The sequence below is a fragment of the Actinoplanes sp. NPDC051405 genome (assembly GCF_055586185.1).
Window position 1 is genome coordinate 59,536 of record NZ_JBVJIR010000005.1, and the last position, 17,909, is coordinate 77,444.

A 17,909-nucleotide genomic window follows, 5' to 3' on the forward strand; every position below is an offset into this window, starting at 1 on the left:
AGGGATGGGGTGAGCGGTGACGATGCCCGAACGCGATGAGCCGACCGGAGCACTGGTCAGACCGTACGCCGTGACCCGTGGCCGGACCCGGCCGAAGCTGGAAATCGCGCTGGAAGCGCTCGTCGAGACCACCGTGCGTGGCCGTTCCACCGGAGCGGGCAGGGGCGGGAGCGAACACCAGTACATCGCGGCGATGTGCGACGGCGGCAGAGTGCAGTCGCTGGCCGAGATCGCCGCACGCATGCAACTGCCGCTCGGGGTGGCTCGAGTGATCGTCGCGGACATGGCCACCGATGGCCTGGTCGCGGTGTACGAGCCGACATCGCTTGATGATGAGTCCGATGCGGTGGGTACGGAACTGCTGGAAAGGGTGCTGAGTGGACTTCGCAGGCTCTGACATGTCGCGCCGGCCGGCCGCCGGGCGTGTGACATCGGCGAAGATTGTCATCGCCGGTGGTTTCGGCGTCGGTAAGACGACGCTGGTGGGGTCGGTCTCTGAGATCACCCCGCTGACCACCGAGGCGATCATGACCTCCGCCGGTGTTGGTGTCGACGACAACCGGCAGGTGCCGGGTAAGACGACGACCACGGTGGCAATGGACTTCGGCCGGATCAGCATCGACCGGGATCTGATCCTCTACCTGTTCGGCACGCCTGGCCAGACGCGGTTCTGGTTCATGTGGGACGAACTGGTCAGGGGAGCCATCGGTGCGGTGGTCATGGTGGACACGCGTCGGCTCGCCGACTGCTTCGCCGCCATCGACTTCTTCGAGCATCGACGGTTGCCGTACCTGGTCGCCATAAACTGCTTCGACGGTATGCAGTACCACAACGCCCAGGACGTTCGCGACGCGCTCGCGATCTCCAGCGACGTACCCGTGGTGAGCTGCGACGCCCGTAACCGTGAGTCGACGAAGAACGTACTCATCTCGCTGGTCGAGTATGTGCTGACTATGCGTCGCTCGCGTGCGGTAGCGCCGGCCTGACAGGCTGCTGAAGGTCCCGCTCTGCTCGACAGAGCGGGACTTTTGCATGCCCGAAGCAGTTTTGGGGATGGCTGGCGGGCTTCCCGGCTCTCGCCTGTAATGAGTTTGTGGCTCGTTGCCGGGTCTGGCGTGCCTGCCTGATGGCCGATCGTTGTGGCGGGACGTTCGGCGCGCCTGGCCGGTGCGTCGGGGGCGGGGTGCTGACCCTTGCGCGTAGCGGCGGGCTGGCGCTTGGCCACCGCGACCTGTAGCGCGGCTGCTGGGTCTTTCATCATGATTGCTTCGGCTCCATCAAGGCTGAGCCAAACGCCGGCCGCCGCCGGGCCCGCCCGATCTTTCCATTTCGCCTGGCTTTACCAGCCCGCCCGGCCCCGCCTTGCCCCCGTCCGGCCCCGTCCGGCCCCGCCTTGCCCGCCCGACCCGGCCCCGCCTTGCCCGCCGGCCCGGTCCCGCCCGGTCCCGCCCGGCTCCGTTCGGCCCCGCCTTGCCCGCCCGGCCCGGTCCCGCCCGGTCCCGCCCGGCCCCGTTCGGCCCCGTTCGGCCCCGTTCGGCCTCGCCCGGCCTCGCCCGGCCTTCCCGGCCCGTCCTGCCTTCCCGGCCCGTCCGGCCCGCCCGGCCCGCCCGGCCTTCTAAGCCCGCCCGGTCCCGGCCCGGCCTTCCAGGCCCGGCCTTACCAAGTCCCCCGGCGCCCTGCCCGGGCCCAGTCGGCTTACCCGGCCAGCTTTGTGCCCCAGGCCAGTCCGGAACCCTGCCAGGCCAGCCCGGCGGCCCTCAGGGGCGCGGAGACGGGCCGCACGAGGCTTGGTGGGCCGAGCGGTGCGACGTTGCCAAACCCACGCAGCCCCGCCGGCCCCAGGCCGCAGGTCCGGCGGCTCGCGGGTCCCGAGCTGCGCGCAGCGCAGGGCCCCGCCGAGCCTCCCGATACGTACCCGGCCCTTGGTCGTGACGCTCCAGGGCACCCGAACGGCGGAACCGCAGCCAGCTCTCTCCCGGACACAAAGCGCCCCCACAGCAAAACGGCCACACCCCCGCATGAGGGCGTGGCCGTTCCGTCAAAGCATGCGGTCAGCTGCTGCGATACCCAGCGTTCCGGTAGTCCTCCTGCTGAGCACCGCCATCCCGGCTGAAGTCCCAGCCACCGGCCGCTTCACGACCCGGCCGCCCACCGATCGCGTACCCGCCGATCTCCTGGCCGCGCCGCCACCCCCGGAAGTACCCCGTGGTGTGCGCCGCGATGCTTGCCGCGTCCCGGACGATGCGCAGCGGGCGCTCCTCACGCAGCGGCGATCCCGGAACCAGGTTGGCCTGCGGAACCCGCTTCGGCAGGCCGGCCGACGTCTCGGCCGCCACCGACGGCGTCGCTGCCTTCTCGGCCGCGCGCCAGCCTGTGTCGGACGGGTTCGTCCAGTCCAGGTTCGTCGAGGCTACCTCGTCGTGGCCCGTGAACCACGCCGACCGGGCCGCCGCGAAGATCAGCAGGTCGCCGTCGCCTTCGGCGGGGACCGGGGGTGACGTGCTGCGGTCCAGGGCGGTCAGGGTGGTGCGGCGGGCTGCTGCTCGGCCGTTGCGGCCGCTGCGGTCGTCGACCAGGCGCAGCGGTGGCGGCTCGGTGATCGCCGTCACGTCGGCCGGGGTGTTGGTCAGGCCGTTGAGCACCGACTCCACCAGGCGCAATGACGGCGGCTCCTGCGGCATGTCCTGCCACGGTGGGCGGACCCGGCCGTCCGACGGCGGGCTGCTCACCGCGGCCGGCGGCGGTGTGGCCGCTGCCTCGTCGCTGTTGTTCAGCAGCGGCCAGTTCGCGCGGGAACCGGGCTCCGGGGTCTCCTGCGTCGAGCGCTGGGCCGGCATCGGCAGCGAGTAGTCCGTTGCGCCGTTCGTGGCCGGCTGTCCGTTGCGGGTGTTGGCCCGGGGCGGGATGACCGTGCGCTGGCGTTCGGCGCGGGCACTGCTCATGGCCGCGTTGGTCAAAGTCGGGCGGAACGGCTGGCCGCTGTCCGCCGGCGGCACCGACGACGGGCGCGAGCCCGGGACGATCGGCGTCATGCCCGGCGGGGGCGGCGGGACCGAGACGGGCCGGCTGGCCGGGCCCGGATCGGGGGTACGGCTGGGCAGCCCCGACGCGGCAGCCGGAGCAACCGGCGGCGGGGTGACCGGACGCGGCGCGAGCGGCGGCGGCATGACCGGCTCGGGCGCGACAGGCGGGCTGGTCAGCGGGCGCGGCATCGCGGGAGCGTGGCTCGCCGCGGCCGGCTCGGGACGGTTGCGGCGGCCCAGCCGGGTGCCGGTCTCCGCCGGACGCAGGCGGGTGCCCGTGTCGGCAGCGGCGGCGGGGCGGGGCATCCGAGTGCCGGTGTCCACCGGGCGGGGCAGGCGGGTGCCCGTGTCCGTCGGGCGGGGCATGCGGGTGCCGGTCTCGCGGGGGCGCTGGTTCGCGGCGGGCTCGGCGGCCCGGCGGGAACCGGCCTGGCGGCGGCCGGGGCTGCCGCTCAGCGACTGCGGGGTCACGCGGGCGACGAGCGTGCCGACCATGGCCTCGCAGGCGGAGTCGCAGGACCGGACAGCGCCGATCGCGTGCCGCACGGTGTCGGCTGCGGCCGACGACAGAGACTTGTTGATCCCGCCTCGGCGGGGGGATTCGCTGATCGCCACGACGAGCGCGGTGACAGCGGCGACGACCTGGTCGTCGGTGCCGGCGCCGGCGCGGGTCAGCTCCGCTGCCACGTCTTCGGCGACCTGGTCACTGTCGTGACCTCGGCCGGTGAGGCGGCCGGGCTCCGGGAGCGCGTCCAGCACGGCGAGGGCCAGGGGATGGGCCGGATCCGGGTACGCCCGCAGCGCCGCCGGATACAGCTCGCGCAGCACCTCGCGCAGCGACGTGGCAGCGGCGTGCCGGCCGTTGAGCATCGCGACGTGGGCAGCGAGCACCGGCTTGTAGCTGACCAGCTCACGCGGCGCCGGGATGGTGGCTGCCGTGAGGGCTCCGGCCTGCAGTGCGCGGGCGAGGCCCACGGCGCGACGGGCCGCCGGTGAGGCCGACATCTCCTCGGGGGAGTCGTCGTCGGCGAACCGTTCGGCGAAGTCGTCGGCTGAGTCGTCGTCGGCGACGGCGAGGGGACGGCCGGCTGCGGTCAGCAGCGACGTGACCATGTGGTCGTCGCTGTCGGCGGCGACCGCGGCGTCCGCGAAGCCACTCGTCCGTTCCACGAGCAGCGTGCCGAGCTGGGCATAGCCCCCCGGGTCGTCGCTGATCTCGTGGACGCCGAGCAGCCTTCCCGTGTCGTCCACCACGGCGATGGTCAGTTGCGAGCCGGCCGAGGCCGTCCGCACCGTCTCATCAGCCGACGCCAGACCGCAGTACACGCGCACGAGCGCCACGGCGTCGTCCTCCTCCCCGGGAGTGCTGTATTCGGCCAAGGACTGATGGTCCCTGTTGAGGGGTCAGTCGCGCCAGTCCACAGCGGCAGAGATCTTGCCGATAATCGAGCGCCAACCCAGACTCGCCTGTTGCGCCCCGATTTTACGCAGCTTGCGCCGTCCGAAGAAACCGCCCATTCCGCCACTCTCGGCCGACCGGAGAGACTCGTCCAGGTCGTCGAGCGGCGATCCCGGCGCCAGGGCCAGGATCACGGGCTTGAGGCGCAGAGCGTGGCCCAGGTCTCGGGCCACCTCGCCGGCGGCGATCAGCAGCGGCAGATCCCACGTGTCGTGACCACCTCGCAGGTTCTCCACCACGAGGTCCAGCTCGTAGCGGTCGTCCTGCGCCGGGTCGATGTCGCTCGACTGTACCCGTTCCACGACGGTCGGCCAGGTGTCGAGCTGGGCCATGTCGTGCGGTGCACCCGAACGAATGAAGGAGACCAGCGACTCCGGGGTCTTGAAGGTGAGCAGCTTGCCCCGGTGGCTCAGGAAGATCGGGACCTCTTCGTCCTCCTCCTCGGCCTCAGCCGCCTCTTCCGGCTCGTCGGCGAAGTCGGCCGGGTCGGGCTCGGCCACGACCTCGCCGTCCTCGGTGGTGACCGTGCCGTCGGATTTGCGCTCCGACTTCGTGCCCGCGTCGCCCTCGGCGACCAGCGCGGCGAACTCGTCGTCGACGATGACGCCGTCCTCCTCGGCAGCGCGGGCCGCAGCCGCACGCTCCCGGGCGTCGAACGGGTCGTCCTCGTCGGTCTCGATCTCGGTCGGCGTGAGCTCCGAGGCGAGCCGGTACGCCCGCAGCGTCAGCCCCACGCCGCCCGGCATGGCGATCTCGACGGGCGAGATTCGTACCTCGTCCCACAGCTCACGGCCGGAGAGCCCGTCCTTGACGACGGCCTTCTCTTCCTTGACCGTCGAGCCCTCTTCGGGCGACTGGCTGGTCACGGTGACCTCCGGGTTGGTTCAAGCGAGCTGTTCGGACGGGTGAGTCTGGGCACACACCTTAGTGTGCGCTCCTGAAAGGAGACCGACCGAGGTCAGAAACCCTTCGGATGCCAGACCGTCTTGGTCTCCAGCAGCGCCGTCATCGGCCGCAGTCCCGGATCGGCGGTGAAGTCGGGCGTGTCGGCCGGCGGGCGGACGACCCGCTTGAGGTTGCCGGCCGCGGACCGCTCCAGCTCGGTGGCGAGCTCGGGGTCGGCCACGCCGGTGAGGTCGAGCGCGTTGACGTCGTCGTGCGAGGCGAGCCACGGCGCGGTCTCGGCGGCGTGCCCGGTGAGAATGTTCACCACCCCGCCCGGGACGTCGGAGGTGGCCAGCACCTCGGCGAGAGTGACGGCGACCTGCGGCGCGGCGGCGAGCACCACGACCGTGTTCCCGGTGACGATCGCCGGCGCGATGACGCTGACCAGCCCGAGGAACGAGGCCGGGGCGACCACGCCGACAACGCCGGTGGGCTCCGGCGCGGAGATGTTGAAGTACGGCCCGGCGACCGGGTTGGCGCTGCCGTGCACCTGGGCGATCTTGTCGGACCAGCCCGCGTACCAGACCCAGCGGTCGACGGCCGCGTCCAGCTCACCGGCCGCGACGCCCAGCGCGATGAACTCGTCACGCCGCGCCTCGACCATCTCGGCGATCCGGTAGAGCACCTGGCCGCGGTTGTAGGCCGTGGCGCCGGCCCACTTCGGCTGCGCCTTGCGGGCGGCCACGACGGCGTCGCGGGCGTCCTTGCGGGAGGCGAGGGCCACGTTGTCGCCGTCCACGAGATAGGTCCGTCCTGATTCGCTCCGCGGGAAGGCCCCGCCGATGTACAGCTTGTAGGTCTTGCGCACCGCGAGCCGACCGCCCCGAGCGCCGGACGCATCTCGGCCGCCCGCGGCAGTGGAGGTGCGGCCACTGTCGGCAGGCGAGGCGGCGCCACCGCCGGTGGCCGGGGCGCCGACCGGATCGCCTTCGGCGGAGGAAGAAGCTGAGCTGCCCTCGGCCGGAGTGACAGTAAGATCACCCTGGGCGCGTGCGGCGGCCCGGCCGCTCTTGACCGGGGAGGCCTGGCGGTCGCGCTTGGCGCCGGCTGCAGCCTTGGCACTGCCTGCGGCCTTGGCGCCGGCGGCGGCCTTGGCGGGGGACGGGGACTTAGGCAAGGTACGCCTCCAGGCCGTGCCGGCCGCCCTCGCGGCCGTAACCGGACTCCTTGTAGCCGCCGAACGGCGACGTCGGGTCGAACTTGTTGAACGTGTTGGCCCAGACCACCCCGGCGCGGAGTTTGTCGGCCATCGCCAGGATCAGTGAGCCCTTCTCGGTCCAGATGCCGGCCGACAGACCGTACGGCGTGTTGTTGGCCTTTTCGACGGCCTCGTCCGGGGTGCGGAAGGTCAGCACCGACAGCACCGGCCCGAAGATCTCCTCCCGGGCGATCCGGTGTGCCTGGGTGACGCCCGTGAAGATCGTCGGGGCGAACCAGAAGCCCTGGGCCGGCAGCTCGCACGGCGGTGACCACCGCTCGGCCCCTTCGGCGGCGCCGACGTCGGAGAGCTCGCGGATACGGGCCAGCTGCGCGGCCGAGTTGATCGCGCCGACGTCTGTGTTCTTGTCCAGCGGGTCACCGACCCGCAGCGTGGCCATCCGGCGTTTGAGGGCGGTGAGCACCTCGTCGTACGCGGACTCCTGGACCAGTAGCCGCGACCCGGCGCAGCAGACGTGCCCCTGGTTGAAGAAGATGCCGTTGACGATGCCTTCGACCGCCTGGTCGATGGGCGCGTCGTCGAAGACGATGTTGGCCGCCTTGCCGCCCAGTTCGAGGGTCAGGCGCTTGCTCGTGCCGGCGACCGACCGGGCGATCTGCCGGCCGACCTCGGTGGAGCCGGTGAAGGCGACCTTGTCGACGCCGGGGTGCTCGACCAGGGTGCGGCCGGTCTCGCCGGCGCCGGTGATGATGTTGACGACGCCCGGCGGCAGGCCGGCCTGCTGGCAGATGTCGGCGAAGAAGAGCGCGGACAGCGGGGTGGTCTCGGCCGGCTTGAGCACCACCGTGTTACCCGCGGCCAGGGCGGGCGCGATCTTCCAGGCCAGCATCAGCAGCGGGAAGTTCCACGGGATGACCTGCGCGGCGACGCCCAGCGGCCGGGGGTCGGCGCCGAAGCCCGCGTACTTGAGCTTGTCGGCCCAGCCCGCGTAGTAGAAGAAGTGCGCGGCGACCAGCGGCACGTCGACGTCGCGGGATTCGCGGATCGGCTTGCCGTTGTCCAGGGACTCCAGCACGGCCAGCTCGCGGGAGCGTTCCTGGATGATGCGGGCGATCCGGAAGAGGTACTTGGCGCGTTCGGCGCCGGGCAGGGCCGACCAGGGGCTGAAGACCCGGCGGGCGGCGGCGACGGCCCGGTCGACGTCCTCGGCACCGGCCGAGGCGACCTCGGCGAGGACCTCCTCGGAGGCCGGGTTGACGGTCTTGAAGACCCCGCCGGAGGACGAGGCGGGGACGAACTCGCCGTCGATGAACAGGCCGTAGGACGGCGCGATGTCGACCACCGAGCGGGACTCGGGGGCCGGGGCGTATTCGAACAGAGACATGACCCTCAGTCCAGCGTGAAGTAGTCCGGGCCGGCGTAGTGGCCGGTCGTGAGCTTGGTCCGCTGCATCAGCAGGTCGTTGAGCAGCGAGGAGGCGCCGAAGCGGAACCAGTCCGGGTCGAGCCAGTCGTCGCCGACCGTCTCGTTGATCAGCACCAGGTACTTGATGGCGTCCTTGGTGGTGCGGATGCCGCCGGCGGGCTTGACGCCGACCTGGCGCCCGGTCTGGGCCCGGAAGTCCCGGACCGCCTCGAGCATGACCAGCGTCACCGGCAGCGTCGCGGCCACGGGCACCTTGCCGGTGGAGGTCTTGATGAAGTCGGCGCCGGCCAGCATCGCCAGCCAGGAGGCGCGGCGCACGTTGTCGTACGTCCCCAGCTCACCGGTCTCGAGGATCACCTTGAGGTGGGCGGACCCGCAGGCTTCCTTGACCGCGACGATCTCCTCGTACACGAAGTCGTAGCGACCGGACAGGAACGCGCCCCGGCTGATCACCATGTCGATCTCGTCGGCGCCGCCGGCGACGGCGTCGCGGGTGTCGGCCAGCTTGACGTCCAGGGGCGCCTGCCCGGACGGGAACGCCGTGGCCACGCTGGCCAGGTGCACGCCGGAGCCGGCCAGCACCTCGGCCGCGACCGGGACCATCGCCGGGTAGACGCAGATGGCGGCCACGCTGGGGCAGGTGGGGTCCGAGGGGTCGGGGCGCAGCGCCTTGGCCGACAGGGCCCGGACCTTGCCGGGGGTGTCGGCGCCCTCGAGGGTGGTCAGGTCGACCATCCGGATGGCCAGGTCGATCGCCGCCGCCTTGGCCGTGGTCTTCACCGACCGGGTGCCGAGGGCCGCCGCCCGCGCCTCGACGCCGACCTTGTCCACCCCGGGCAGTCCGTGCAGGAAAGATCGGAGGTTGAAGGCGGAACCGGACACAGTGCCACCCGGAAGCGTCTCCGCCGCACTGCCAGAAGAACCGGACATGTGAGGCAGCCTCGACGTCGCTGTCGCAGTCATGAGAGGGATTCTACGCGGCCCACCGACAGTTGATCTTGAGGAACCCCGGTAGGTTGATCGCGTGGACGTACTCGTCGTTGATCATCCGTTGGCCCAGTCCCGTCTCACCGTCATGCGTGACGCGCAGAGCGACTCCGGAGCCTTCCGCGCGGCCCTGCACGAGCTGACCACCATGGTCGTGTACGAGGCCGCCCGCACCTTCGCCGTCGAGCAGTTCCCGGTCAGCACCCCGGTGGCGCCGACCCAGGGCACCCGGCTGGCCAACCCGCCGCTGATCGTGCCGGTGCTGCGGGCCGGCCTGGGCATGGCCGACGCCGCCCTGGCGCTGCTGCCCGAGTCGTCGATGGGCTTCGTGGGCCTGGCCCGCGACGAGGCCACCTACGAGCCCCGCGCGTACATGGAGTCGCTGCCCGGTGACCTCGCCGGGCTGCCCGTGCTGGTGCTCGACCCGATGCTGGCCACCGGCGGTTCCCTGGTGCACTGCTGCCAGCTGCTGGTCGACCGGGGCTGCACCGACGTCATCGTCTGCTGCGTGCTCGCCGCGCCGGAGGGCATCGAGCGGCTGCGAGGTTCGGGCCTGCCGCTGCGGCTGGTCACCGCGTCGATCGACGAGGGCCTCAACGAGAAGATGTACATCGTCCCCGGCCTCGGTGACGCGGGCGACCGCCAGTTCGGCGGGATGCCGCGGTTCTGAAGGGATGAAATCCTGGTGAACGTCGCCGGTAGCGCGGCGTGGGGGACGGATCACAGCCCGAGACATACGGTGCCGATTTCCGGATCGAACTGCGAAACAGCTCACGGAAAGTGACAAGCGGCGGACGTTTCTGGTAGCCCTATGGCACGTCAGTGATGGTTGCGGCCGATGCGTACGGTAGGCGATCTCACGTCTCGGTAAGGTACTGTTCCGGCCGCCAAGCGCCGTGCCGGTGCCGTCGAGCCACGTCACATGCTCACTCCCGGCGTTGCATCAGCCACGTGTACACAGGAGGACCGCCCATGCCTGGGCTGCAGGACGCCATTCCGCCCGCTCGTCCGGTCATCGGTGAGGCCGAGATCGAGGCCGCCGTTCGTGTCCTGCGCAGCGGCATGGTCGTGCAGGGCCCCGAGGTCGCCGCCTTCGAAGCCGAGTTCGGTGAGCTCGTCGGCGGCCGGCACTGCGTGGCCGTCAACTCCGGCACGTCGGCGCTGCAGCTCTCGCTGATGGCGCTGGGTTTCGGCCCGGGCGACGAGATCATCGTCCCGTCGTTCTCGTTCGCCGCCAGCGCGAACGCGGTCCGCCTGGTCGGCGCCACCCCGGTGTTCGCCGACATCGAGGCCGGCAGCTTCTGCCTGGACCCGGACGCGGTCGCCGCCGCGATCACCCCGCGCACCGTCGCGATCATGCCCGTCCACCTGTACGGCCACCCGGCCGCGATGGACCGCATCATGCAGATCGCCGAGCAGCACAGCCTCGCCGTGGTGGAGGACGCCGCCCAGGCGCACGCCGCGGCCCTCGACGGCAAGCCCGTCGGCAGCTTCGGGGCGGCCGGGTGCTTCAGCTTCTACCCGACCAAGAACATGCACTCGCTCGAGGGCGGCATGATCAGCACCGGGGACGCCCAGCTCGCCCGTACCCTGCGCCTGCTGCGCAACCAGGGCATGGAGGCGCGCTACCAGAACGAGATCGTCGGCGCCAACATGCGGATGACCGACGTGGCCGCCGCGATCGGCCGCGTCCAGCTCGGACAGCTCGAGGCCTGGACGGAGAAGCGCCGCGCCAACGCCGCGTACTTCGACGCCAACCTCACCGGTGTGACGGTGCCGCCGGTGGCCGCGGGCGCCCGCCACGTCTACCACCAGTACACGGTCCGGGTGCAGGGCGACCGGGACGCGTTCCAGGCCGGGCTCAAGGAGCTGGGCATCGGCAACGCCGTCTACTACCCGACCCCGATCCACGAGCTGCGCCCGTACCTGAACGAGGACGGCCAGGCCGGCGACTGGAAGCTGCCGGAGACCGACCGCGCGGCCCGCGAGGTCGTGTCGCTGCCGGTGTTCCCGAGCCTGACCCAGGAGCAGCTCGACCGCATCGTCGAGGGCGTCAACACCGTGGCGGCGAAGGCATGAGCGCGCCGACCGGACTCCGCGCGGGCCTGATCGGCCTCGGCGCGATGGGGCGCAACCACGCCCGTGTGCTCAACCTGCTGGACGGCGTGCAGCTCGTCGGCGTGCTGGACCCGGCGCCGAACGCGGTGGCGCCGCACGGCGTGCCGGTCGTGACCGACCTGGAGCAGCTGCTCGCGCTCCAGCTCGACTACGCGGTCATCGCCTGCCCGACCGCTCTGCACGAGGAGATCGGGCTGCGGCTGGCCGAGGCCGGCGTGCACGCCCTGATCGAGAAGCCGCTGGCCCCGTCGGTCGAGGCGGCCGGCAAGCTGGTCGAGGCGTTCGAGAGCCGGGGCCTGGTCGGTGCGGTCGGTCACATCGAGCGGTACAACCCGTCGCTGCAGAGCCTGCGCACCCGGCTCGAGGCCGGCGAGCTCGGCGACATCTACCAGATTGTCACCCGGCGCCAGGGCCCGTTCCCGGGCCGGATCGCCGACGTCGGCGTGGTCATGGACCTCGCCACCCACGACATCGACCTCACCGCCTGGGTGACCGGGCACGAGTATCTCGACGTCTCCGCGCGCACCGTGTCGCGCAGCGGCCGCCCGCACGAGGACATGGTCTCCGCCGTGGCCTCGCTCGGCGACGGCCTGATGGCCAACCACCTGGTGAACTGGCTCAGCCCGTTCAAGGAGCGGTCCACCGTCATCACCGGCGCCAAGGGCAGCTTCGTCGCCGACACCCTGACCGCCGACCTCACCTTCTACGCCAACGGCGCGGTGGACACCGAGTGGGAGGCCCTGCGGGCGTTCCGCGGGGTGGCCGAGGGCGACATGGTCCGGTACGCGATCCCGAAGCGGGAGCCGCTGCTCGTCGAGCACGAGCGCTTCCGCGACGCCGTGGAGGGCAAGGACAGCGACATCGTCACGCTGCGCCAGGGCATGCGTACGGTCGAGGTCGCGGAGGCTGTGCTCCGCTCGGCCACCAGCGGCACGACGGTCGTGATCCCCGCGAAGCGGGCGTGATGTCCGGCCCCGTCGCCGTCGTCACGCCCTGGTATCCCAGCTCCCAGCTGCCCTTCCGGGGCGCGTTCGTCCAGGCCATGACCGAGGCGACCGCACCCGGCACCACGTCGTTCACCGTGTACCACTGCGACAGCTGGGTGGCTCGGCTCTCGGCGGGGCAGGACGCCGAGATCACCGCGGCGTTCCGCGCGTTGATGCCGGCGGCGGGTGCCCCCGGCAAGACGGTCGGCGGGGCCGATCTGGTCACTGTGCCGGTGCCCATGCCGCGCGCGCTGCCGTTCGCGGAGCAGGCCCAGCGCGCCGCCGACGCGCTCAAGGTCGCGCTCGGCGGCCGGCCGCTCGACGCCGACGTCGTGCACGCGCACGTCGGCCTGCTCGGCGGCCTGCCGGCCCTGCGCAACATGCGGCCCGGCAGCCGGCTGTTCGTCACCGAGCACGCCACGTTCCTGGACCGGATGCTCGCCGAGCCGGACGGCCACGCCGGTTACGCCGAGGTGCTGGCGGCCTGCGAGGCCTTCTTCGTGGTCGGCGACGAGCTGCGCGAGCAGCTCGCGACGGCCTTCCCCGAGCACGCGGACAAGCTGCGGCCGATCGCCAACCCGATCGACTTCGCCACCCCGCGCGCCGAGCCGGTGAAAACGCTGCACCGCTGGCTGTTCGTCGGCGGCCTGATCGAGCGCAAGGGCGTCACCTGGTTGCTCGAGGCGTTCGCCGTCTGCCGCCGGCAGGAGCCGGCTCTCACCCTCACCCTGGTGGGTGAAGGTGAGTTGCGCGGCCGGCTGGCGGAGCGGGCCGAGGAGCTGGGTGTGGCCGAGGCGGTGACCTTCGCCGGCGCACTGTCGCCGGTGGAGGCCCTGAGTCTCATGCGGGAGCACGACGTGCTCGTGCACCCGAGCCGCTACGAGACCTTCGGCGTCGTCGTGATCGAGGCGGCCGCGGCCGGTATGCCGGTGATCGTCACCCGCTGCGGTGGCCCCGAGCAGACGCTGGCCGGCATCGAGTCCGATGCCGGGCAACTGATCGAGGTCGAAGAGGACAGCGCGGCCATCGTGGCCGGGTACGAGCAGCTGCGTGACCGGTTCCCCGACGGCATGGACCTGGACCGGGCGCGCCGCGTCCTGGCTGACCGCTTCGGTTACCAGGCGGTGGCCCGTCAGCACCACGAGGCCTGGTTCGCCCCGCAGTCCCGGCCCTGAGCCTGATCCGACCGACGGCATTCTGGAGCATCATGCGAGTTCTTTTCCTTGCCCTGGGTGCCAACCGGCGGCTGGCCGTGACCGAGGAGACCCGCACGCTGGCGGCGACGGGTGCACGTCCCGTCGTCCTGGTCGACAAGGCGGAGGCCTGGGCCGGCGACGAGTTCGCGGCCGGCGTGGAGCTGGTCGAGCTGGCCCGGCTGGGCCGCGGGCACTGGCCGCTCGCCGCCGAGCGCCTCGTCCTGGACCGGGCGCCGAAGTCCCTGCTGCGGCGCGTCGGGGGCCGTCGCGGCAAGCGGCTGGTGTCGGCGTACGACCGGCGCATCGGCCGCCCGCTGCACCGGCGGGTTTTCCTGCCCCTGTACGGTCGGCTGTGGCGAGACGCCGGAGACCGCCCCCTGGCCGAGTTCAGCCGCCGGTGGGGACGGTTCGACACGCTCGTGGTGACGGACCCGCAGTCGTTCCCGGTCGCCCAGCGCCTCGCCGCGGCCGGTCGCCACCGGCCGCGTATCGCCTTCCGTATCGACCAGGTGACCAGCCCAGGGCATCAAGGGGAAACTGTGGACCATGAGGACAAGGTATGACCGCTAGCGAACGGCGTCCTCGCCTGCTCTATCTCGCCTTCTACTTCCCCCCGTCGCGGGCCAGCGGTGTCTACCGGGCCCGGGCGACGGCGAACCACTTCGCACGGGCCGGCTGGGACGTCACGGTCTTCGCCGCGCCGCTGGGATTCCTGTACGACGTGATCGGCTCCACCGACGAGAAGCTGCTGGACACAGTCGACCCGCGGATCACTGTGGAGCGGCCCGAGCTGGACACCTTCCGGTGGGAGCACGAGCTGCAGAACATGAGCTGGTTCCGCGGCACGATGCCCACGGTGTCCAAGAAGTTCTTCGAGTGGCGCGAGGCCAAGCAGTTCCCCGAGCAGTACGTCTCCTGGGCCCGTTCGTCGGTCACCAAAGCCCTCAAGCTGCACCGGCGGGAGAAGTTCGACGCGGTCCTGGCCACCGGCAACCCGTTCTCCGCCTTCGCCGCGGGCTGGGCGATCGGCAAGCTGGCCAAGATCCCGTACGTGATCGACTACCGCGACTCCTGGACCCTCGACCTGTTCAAGGACGAGCCCGCGTACCCGCCGGAGCATCCGACGTGGAAGTGGGAGCGCCGGGTGATCGGCAAGTCCGCGGCGACGGTCTTCGTGAACAACGCCCTGCGTGACTGGCACGCTGAGCGCTATCCGCAGGCGGCCGACCGGATGATGGTCGTGCCGAACGGCTGGGACCCGGACCTGCTGGAGCTGCCCTCGGCCGAGTCGGTGGAGACGACCGCTCCGCAGCGCCCGCTGAAGTTCGGCTATCTCGGCACGGTCACCACCCATCAGCCGGTGGAGGAGATGGCGGAGGCCTTCCGGATCGCCCGTACGCATCCGGATCTGGCCGGGTCCGAGCTCAACATCTTCGGCCACCTGGGCTTCTTCAAGCACAGCCACTCGAGTTTCCTGCCCCGGCTGGGCCTGGACGCCGCGGGTCAGATCGATCCGGCCACGGATGCCGGTCTGCGGCTGCGCGGGCCGGTGTCCAAGACCGAGGTGTCCTCGGTCTACGCCGACAGCGACGTGCTGGTGTTCCTGGCCGCCGGTGGACGGTACGTCACCTCGGGCAAGATCTTCGAGTACATGGCCACCGGCCGGCCGATCGTCTCGGTGCACGCGCCGGACATCGCGGCCCGTGAGGTGCTCGAGGGTTATCCGTTGTGGTTCCACGCCGACAGCCTCGACCCCGAGAAGCTGGCGCAGTCCTTCATCGAGGCCGGCCAGGCGGCTCGGGAGGCCGGCCCGGAGGTGCGCGAGGCCGCCCGCCGGCACGCCGACACCTTCCAGCGGGACACGCTGCTGGAGCCGCTGGAGACCCGGATGCGCGCCTTCGTCCGACCGTCGACCGTTCAGGAGTTGTCGTCGTGAGCACGCCAGCCGACCCGGTGACCCGGCCCCGCGTCGTCGTCCTCGCCCTCAGCTACAAGCTGACCACCCGGGTCCGGTCGTACGTGCAGGACCTGGTGGACGCCGGGGTGGACATCGACCTGCTCGTGGCCGAGAACAGCAGCACGGAGGAGGCCGCCCTCGATCCGCGGGTGCGCGTCCACCGGGTGTTCGACGTCGAGGCGACCGACGTACCGATTCGGCGGATCGAGCGGGGGGTCCTGTTCACTCTGCCGGCCAAGGCGTTCGGCAAGGCGCGGTCGCTGACCGTGGGCCGGCCGGCGCTGAAGAAGGTGGACGCCGGTCTGGCGCTCACCCGGCGGGCCCAGTCGCGGGTGTCCAAGGGCATCCACAAGAAGATGTTCTGGCCGACGTTCAAGGTCATGCGCCCGTTGATCCTGTCCCGCAAGGGGCAGCGCCGGCTCGCCGAGCTGGATCTGGCCCGGGTCGACCGGATCGTGGCCGCCGACCAGCCGGCGGTGCCGCTGGCCTGGCGGCTGTCGCGGCGTTACCCGGGGGTCCGCACGACGACGGCCCTCGACCGCAAGCCGTACGTGGGCGACAAGTAGCCGAGACGCAAAAAAGGGCCCCCCGAGCGGGGGGCCCTTTTTTCGTGGGTCAGCGAGCGGCGAAACGCTCGGCCAGCACCTCGACGACCCGCTTGGCCGCGGCACCGTCGCCGTACGGGGTGCCCCGCTCGGCCCGCGGGGCGGGGCGGGTGGCCAGCGCGGTCCAGGTGTCGCCGAGCTCGGCCGGGTCCGTCACGAGGTGGTTCCAGCCGTCCTCCAGCGTCTCGACCCATTCGGTCTCGGTGCGCAGGGTGGTGCACGGCCGGCCCAGGAGGTAGGCCTCCTTCTGCAGGCCGCCCGAGTCGGTGACCACGCCCGCGGAGCCGAGCACCGCGGCCACCATCGACGCGTACGGCAGCGGCGTGCCGACGTGCACCGCGCCCTGCTGCAGCTTCAGGCCCTGCGCCTCGGCCCGGGCCACGAGCCGCGGGTGGGCCAGCAGCGCCACCGGTACGGGCAGCTCGGCCATTGCGCCCAGCAGCTGCGCCAGCCGCCGCGGGTCGTCGGTGTTCTCCGCGCGGTGCAGGGTGGCCAGCAGGTACGGCTGGGCGGGGTCGATGCCGTCGGGCAGCGCCGGGGCGGGGTGCTTGCCGGCCAGCACGTCGTCGCGGACGCGGTAGCAGACGTCGACCATCACGTCGCCGACCAGCTCGGCGCGGTCACCCAGGCCCTCCGCCCGCAGGTGGCGGACCGCTTCCTCGGTGGGGGCGAGCAGCAGGTCGGCCGCGTGGTCGGTGAGCACCCGGTTGTGCTCCTCCGGCATCCGGCGGTTGAACGAGCGCAGCCCGGCTTCCAGGTGCGCCACCGGGATGTGCATCTTGACCGCGGCGACGGCGCCGGCCAGCGTCGAGTTGGTGTCGCCGTAGACCAGCACCCAGTCCGGCTTCTCCCGCTCCAGCACCGGGTCCATGGCGCTGAGCACCGCGCCGGTCTGCACGCCGTGGCTGCCCGAGCCGACCCCCAGGTGCACATCCGGGTCGGGGATGCCGAGCCCGGTGAAGAACACGTCCGACAGGTTGACGTCGTAGTGCTGTCCGGTGTGGACGATCACGTGCTGGTGGTCGGTGCCGGCGAAGGCCTGCGCGATGGGCGCCAGCTTCACCAGCTGTGGACGGGCGCCGACAATGCTCAAAACCTTCATCGCAGTCTTCTCCGTGGGGTTCAGGAAACCGGCTGGTCGAGTTCGACGGCCACACGTCTGGCTGGTCATGCGGTGGGCACGCGAGGCCACCCTACATGGGCCGCCGGGGTCAGGCTTCCGGGCCGGGACGACCGCCGGGGACGCCCCGCTTGCGCCAGATGCGGACCAGTCCGACCGGCACGCTGACAATGCCCCGGGTGGGCCGGCGCGCGCCCTGCACGACCGTGGTGCCGACCCGGAACGGGGTCGAGGCGCGCAGGTCGGCGATGTCGTTGCGGGCCCGGGCGAGCCGGCTCTCGGCCTTGGCGATCGTGGCGTCGCGGGCCGCGACCTCCTTCTCCAGCTGCCGGATGCGCTGGTCCTGCGCCTTGATCCGGTCGGCCGCGTCGGCGAGCTTGCTGCGCAACGGCCGGCTGAGCAGGTCCTGGAACACGTACTCACCGGTGAGCCGCAGCAGGGCGCGCAGGTCGGGGCTCTCCCCGTCGAGCACGACCGGCGTGTCCGTCAGGTGCGTGCGCAGCGGCGCGAGGCGGTCGACCCGCGCGGCCACGACGGCACAGTGCGCCCCGTGTCGCGAGACCTTGTCCAGCGGTACGACCTGGAGCACCTGGCAGCCCGCGGCGACCAGCTCGTCGAGCAGCCGGTGGTAGGGCAGGTCGGGCACCGGCCAGCCGAGCAGGAGCAGCGCGCGGCCGCCGACGGGGAGCTCCCGCAGCGCCGGGGCGACCGTCTCGACGTCGACGTGGGCCTCGGGCTTGGGACCCAGGAAGGCGGTCACCACGGTGCCGGCGTCCATCTTCTCGCCGTCGGGCACGTACGCCCGGTACGTCTCGGCCGGGGCCCGCAGCAGCTCGCGGAGTGCCTCGCCGTTCTCGCTCACCTCCACCACGGTCGTCACATCGCCGACGAGGGGAAGCAGTTCGTGAATGAGCATGTTGATGCCGATC

General features: G+C 71.8%; 16 protein-coding genes. 9 read left to right on the forward strand and 7 right to left on the reverse strand.

Annotation, left to right across the window (positions count from 1 at the left end):
* Positions 1-22 precede the first annotated feature (22 nt).
* Complete coding sequence (locus ACZ6S4_RS12960) at positions 23-397, forward strand: DUF742 domain-containing protein (RefSeq protein ID WP_184998576.1); 375 nt, start codon at positions 23-25, stop codon at positions 395-397.
* A 1-nt stretch (position 398) separates the two neighbouring features.
* A complete protein-coding gene (locus tag ACZ6S4_RS12965) occupies positions 399-986 on the forward strand; it encodes a GTP-binding protein (RefSeq protein ID WP_184998575.1) in 588 nt (195 codons plus the stop codon).
* A 1,065-nt stretch (positions 987-2,051) separates the two neighbouring features.
* Here ACZ6S4_RS12965 and ACZ6S4_RS12970 read toward each other — a convergent pair.
* From ACZ6S4_RS12970 to deoC, 5 genes are all read right to left on the reverse strand, one after another.
* Positions 2,052-4,403 carry a transposase gene (locus tag ACZ6S4_RS12970; RefSeq protein WP_465475121.1) on the reverse strand — a complete coding sequence of 784 codons (2,352 nt, stop codon included), beginning with the start codon at positions 4,401-4,403 and terminating at the stop codon, positions 2,052-2,054.
* Positions 4,404-4,427: 24 nt separating this feature from the next.
* Positions 4,428-5,348 (reverse strand): DNA primase, encoded by a 921-nt coding sequence (locus tag ACZ6S4_RS12975; RefSeq protein WP_465475122.1) that lies wholly within the window; start codon positions 5,346-5,348, stop codon positions 4,428-4,430.
* Positions 5,349-5,440: 92 nt separating this feature from the next.
* Complete coding sequence (locus tag ACZ6S4_RS12980) at positions 5,441-6,235, reverse strand: aldehyde dehydrogenase family protein (protein ID WP_451909958.1); 795 nt, start codon at positions 6,233-6,235, stop codon at positions 5,441-5,443.
* 301 nt (positions 6,236-6,536) lie between these two features.
* Positions 6,537-7,964, reverse strand: coding sequence for an aldehyde dehydrogenase family protein (locus tag ACZ6S4_RS12985; protein WP_465475393.1), 1,428 nt, complete (start codon positions 7,962-7,964; stop codon positions 6,537-6,539).
* An 11-nt stretch (positions 7,965-7,975) separates the two neighbouring features.
* Complete coding sequence (gene deoC, locus ACZ6S4_RS12990; RefSeq protein WP_465475123.1) at positions 7,976-8,941, reverse strand: deoxyribose-phosphate aldolase; 966 nt, start codon at positions 8,939-8,941, stop codon at positions 7,976-7,978.
* Between the two features lie 94 nt (positions 8,942-9,035).
* Here deoC and upp point away from each other — a divergent pair, with 94 nt between their 5' ends.
* The 7 genes from upp (at position 9,036) to ACZ6S4_RS13025 (ending at position 15,821) form a co-directional block, all read left to right on the forward strand.
* Positions 9,036-9,668, forward strand: coding sequence for a uracil phosphoribosyltransferase (gene upp, locus ACZ6S4_RS12995; protein WP_465475124.1), 633 nt, complete (start codon positions 9,036-9,038; stop codon positions 9,666-9,668).
* 302 nt (positions 9,669-9,970) lie between these two features.
* Entirely contained in the window at positions 9,971-11,077 is a 1,107-nt protein-coding gene (locus ACZ6S4_RS13000) for a DegT/DnrJ/EryC1/StrS family aminotransferase (RefSeq protein ID WP_465475125.1), read from the forward strand.
* Complete coding sequence (locus ACZ6S4_RS13005; RefSeq protein ID WP_465475126.1) at positions 11,074-12,081, forward strand: Gfo/Idh/MocA family protein; 1,008 nt, start codon at positions 11,074-11,076, stop codon at positions 12,079-12,081. The genes ACZ6S4_RS13000 and ACZ6S4_RS13005 overlap by 4 nt, the downstream gene beginning before the upstream one ends.
* Entirely contained in the window at positions 12,081-13,277 is a 1,197-nt protein-coding gene (locus ACZ6S4_RS13010) for a glycosyltransferase family 4 protein (protein ID WP_465475127.1), read from the forward strand. The genes ACZ6S4_RS13005 and ACZ6S4_RS13010 overlap by 1 nt, the downstream gene beginning before the upstream one ends.
* A gap of 32 nt (positions 13,278-13,309) precedes the next feature.
* The gene (locus ACZ6S4_RS13015; RefSeq protein WP_465475128.1) at positions 13,310-13,861 is read left to right on the forward strand and encodes a hypothetical protein; all 552 of its coding nucleotides are present in this window, start codon (positions 13,310-13,312) and stop codon (positions 13,859-13,861) included.
* Positions 13,858-15,234: a glycosyltransferase gene (locus ACZ6S4_RS13020; protein WP_465475129.1), complete on the forward strand. Its 1,377-nt coding sequence runs from the start codon at positions 13,858-13,860 to the stop codon at positions 15,232-15,234. The genes ACZ6S4_RS13015 and ACZ6S4_RS13020 overlap by 4 nt, the downstream gene beginning before the upstream one ends.
* Complete coding sequence (locus tag ACZ6S4_RS13025; RefSeq protein WP_465475130.1) at positions 15,231-15,821, forward strand: hypothetical protein; 591 nt, start codon at positions 15,231-15,233, stop codon at positions 15,819-15,821. Before ACZ6S4_RS13020 ends, ACZ6S4_RS13025 begins: the two co-directional genes overlap by 4 nt.
* 49 nt (positions 15,822-15,870) lie before the next feature.
* Here ACZ6S4_RS13025 and wecB read toward each other — a convergent pair whose 3' ends face one another.
* A complete protein-coding gene (gene wecB / locus ACZ6S4_RS13030) occupies positions 15,871-16,962 on the reverse strand; it encodes a non-hydrolyzing UDP-N-acetylglucosamine 2-epimerase (RefSeq protein WP_465475131.1) in 1,092 nt (363 codons plus the stop codon).
* Positions 16,963-17,071: 109 nt separating this feature from the next.
* Positions 17,072-17,896, reverse strand: a complete 825-nt coding sequence (locus tag ACZ6S4_RS13035) for a hypothetical protein (protein WP_465475132.1) — start codon at positions 17,894-17,896, stop codon at positions 17,072-17,074.
* Positions 17,897-17,909 lie beyond the last annotated feature (13 nt).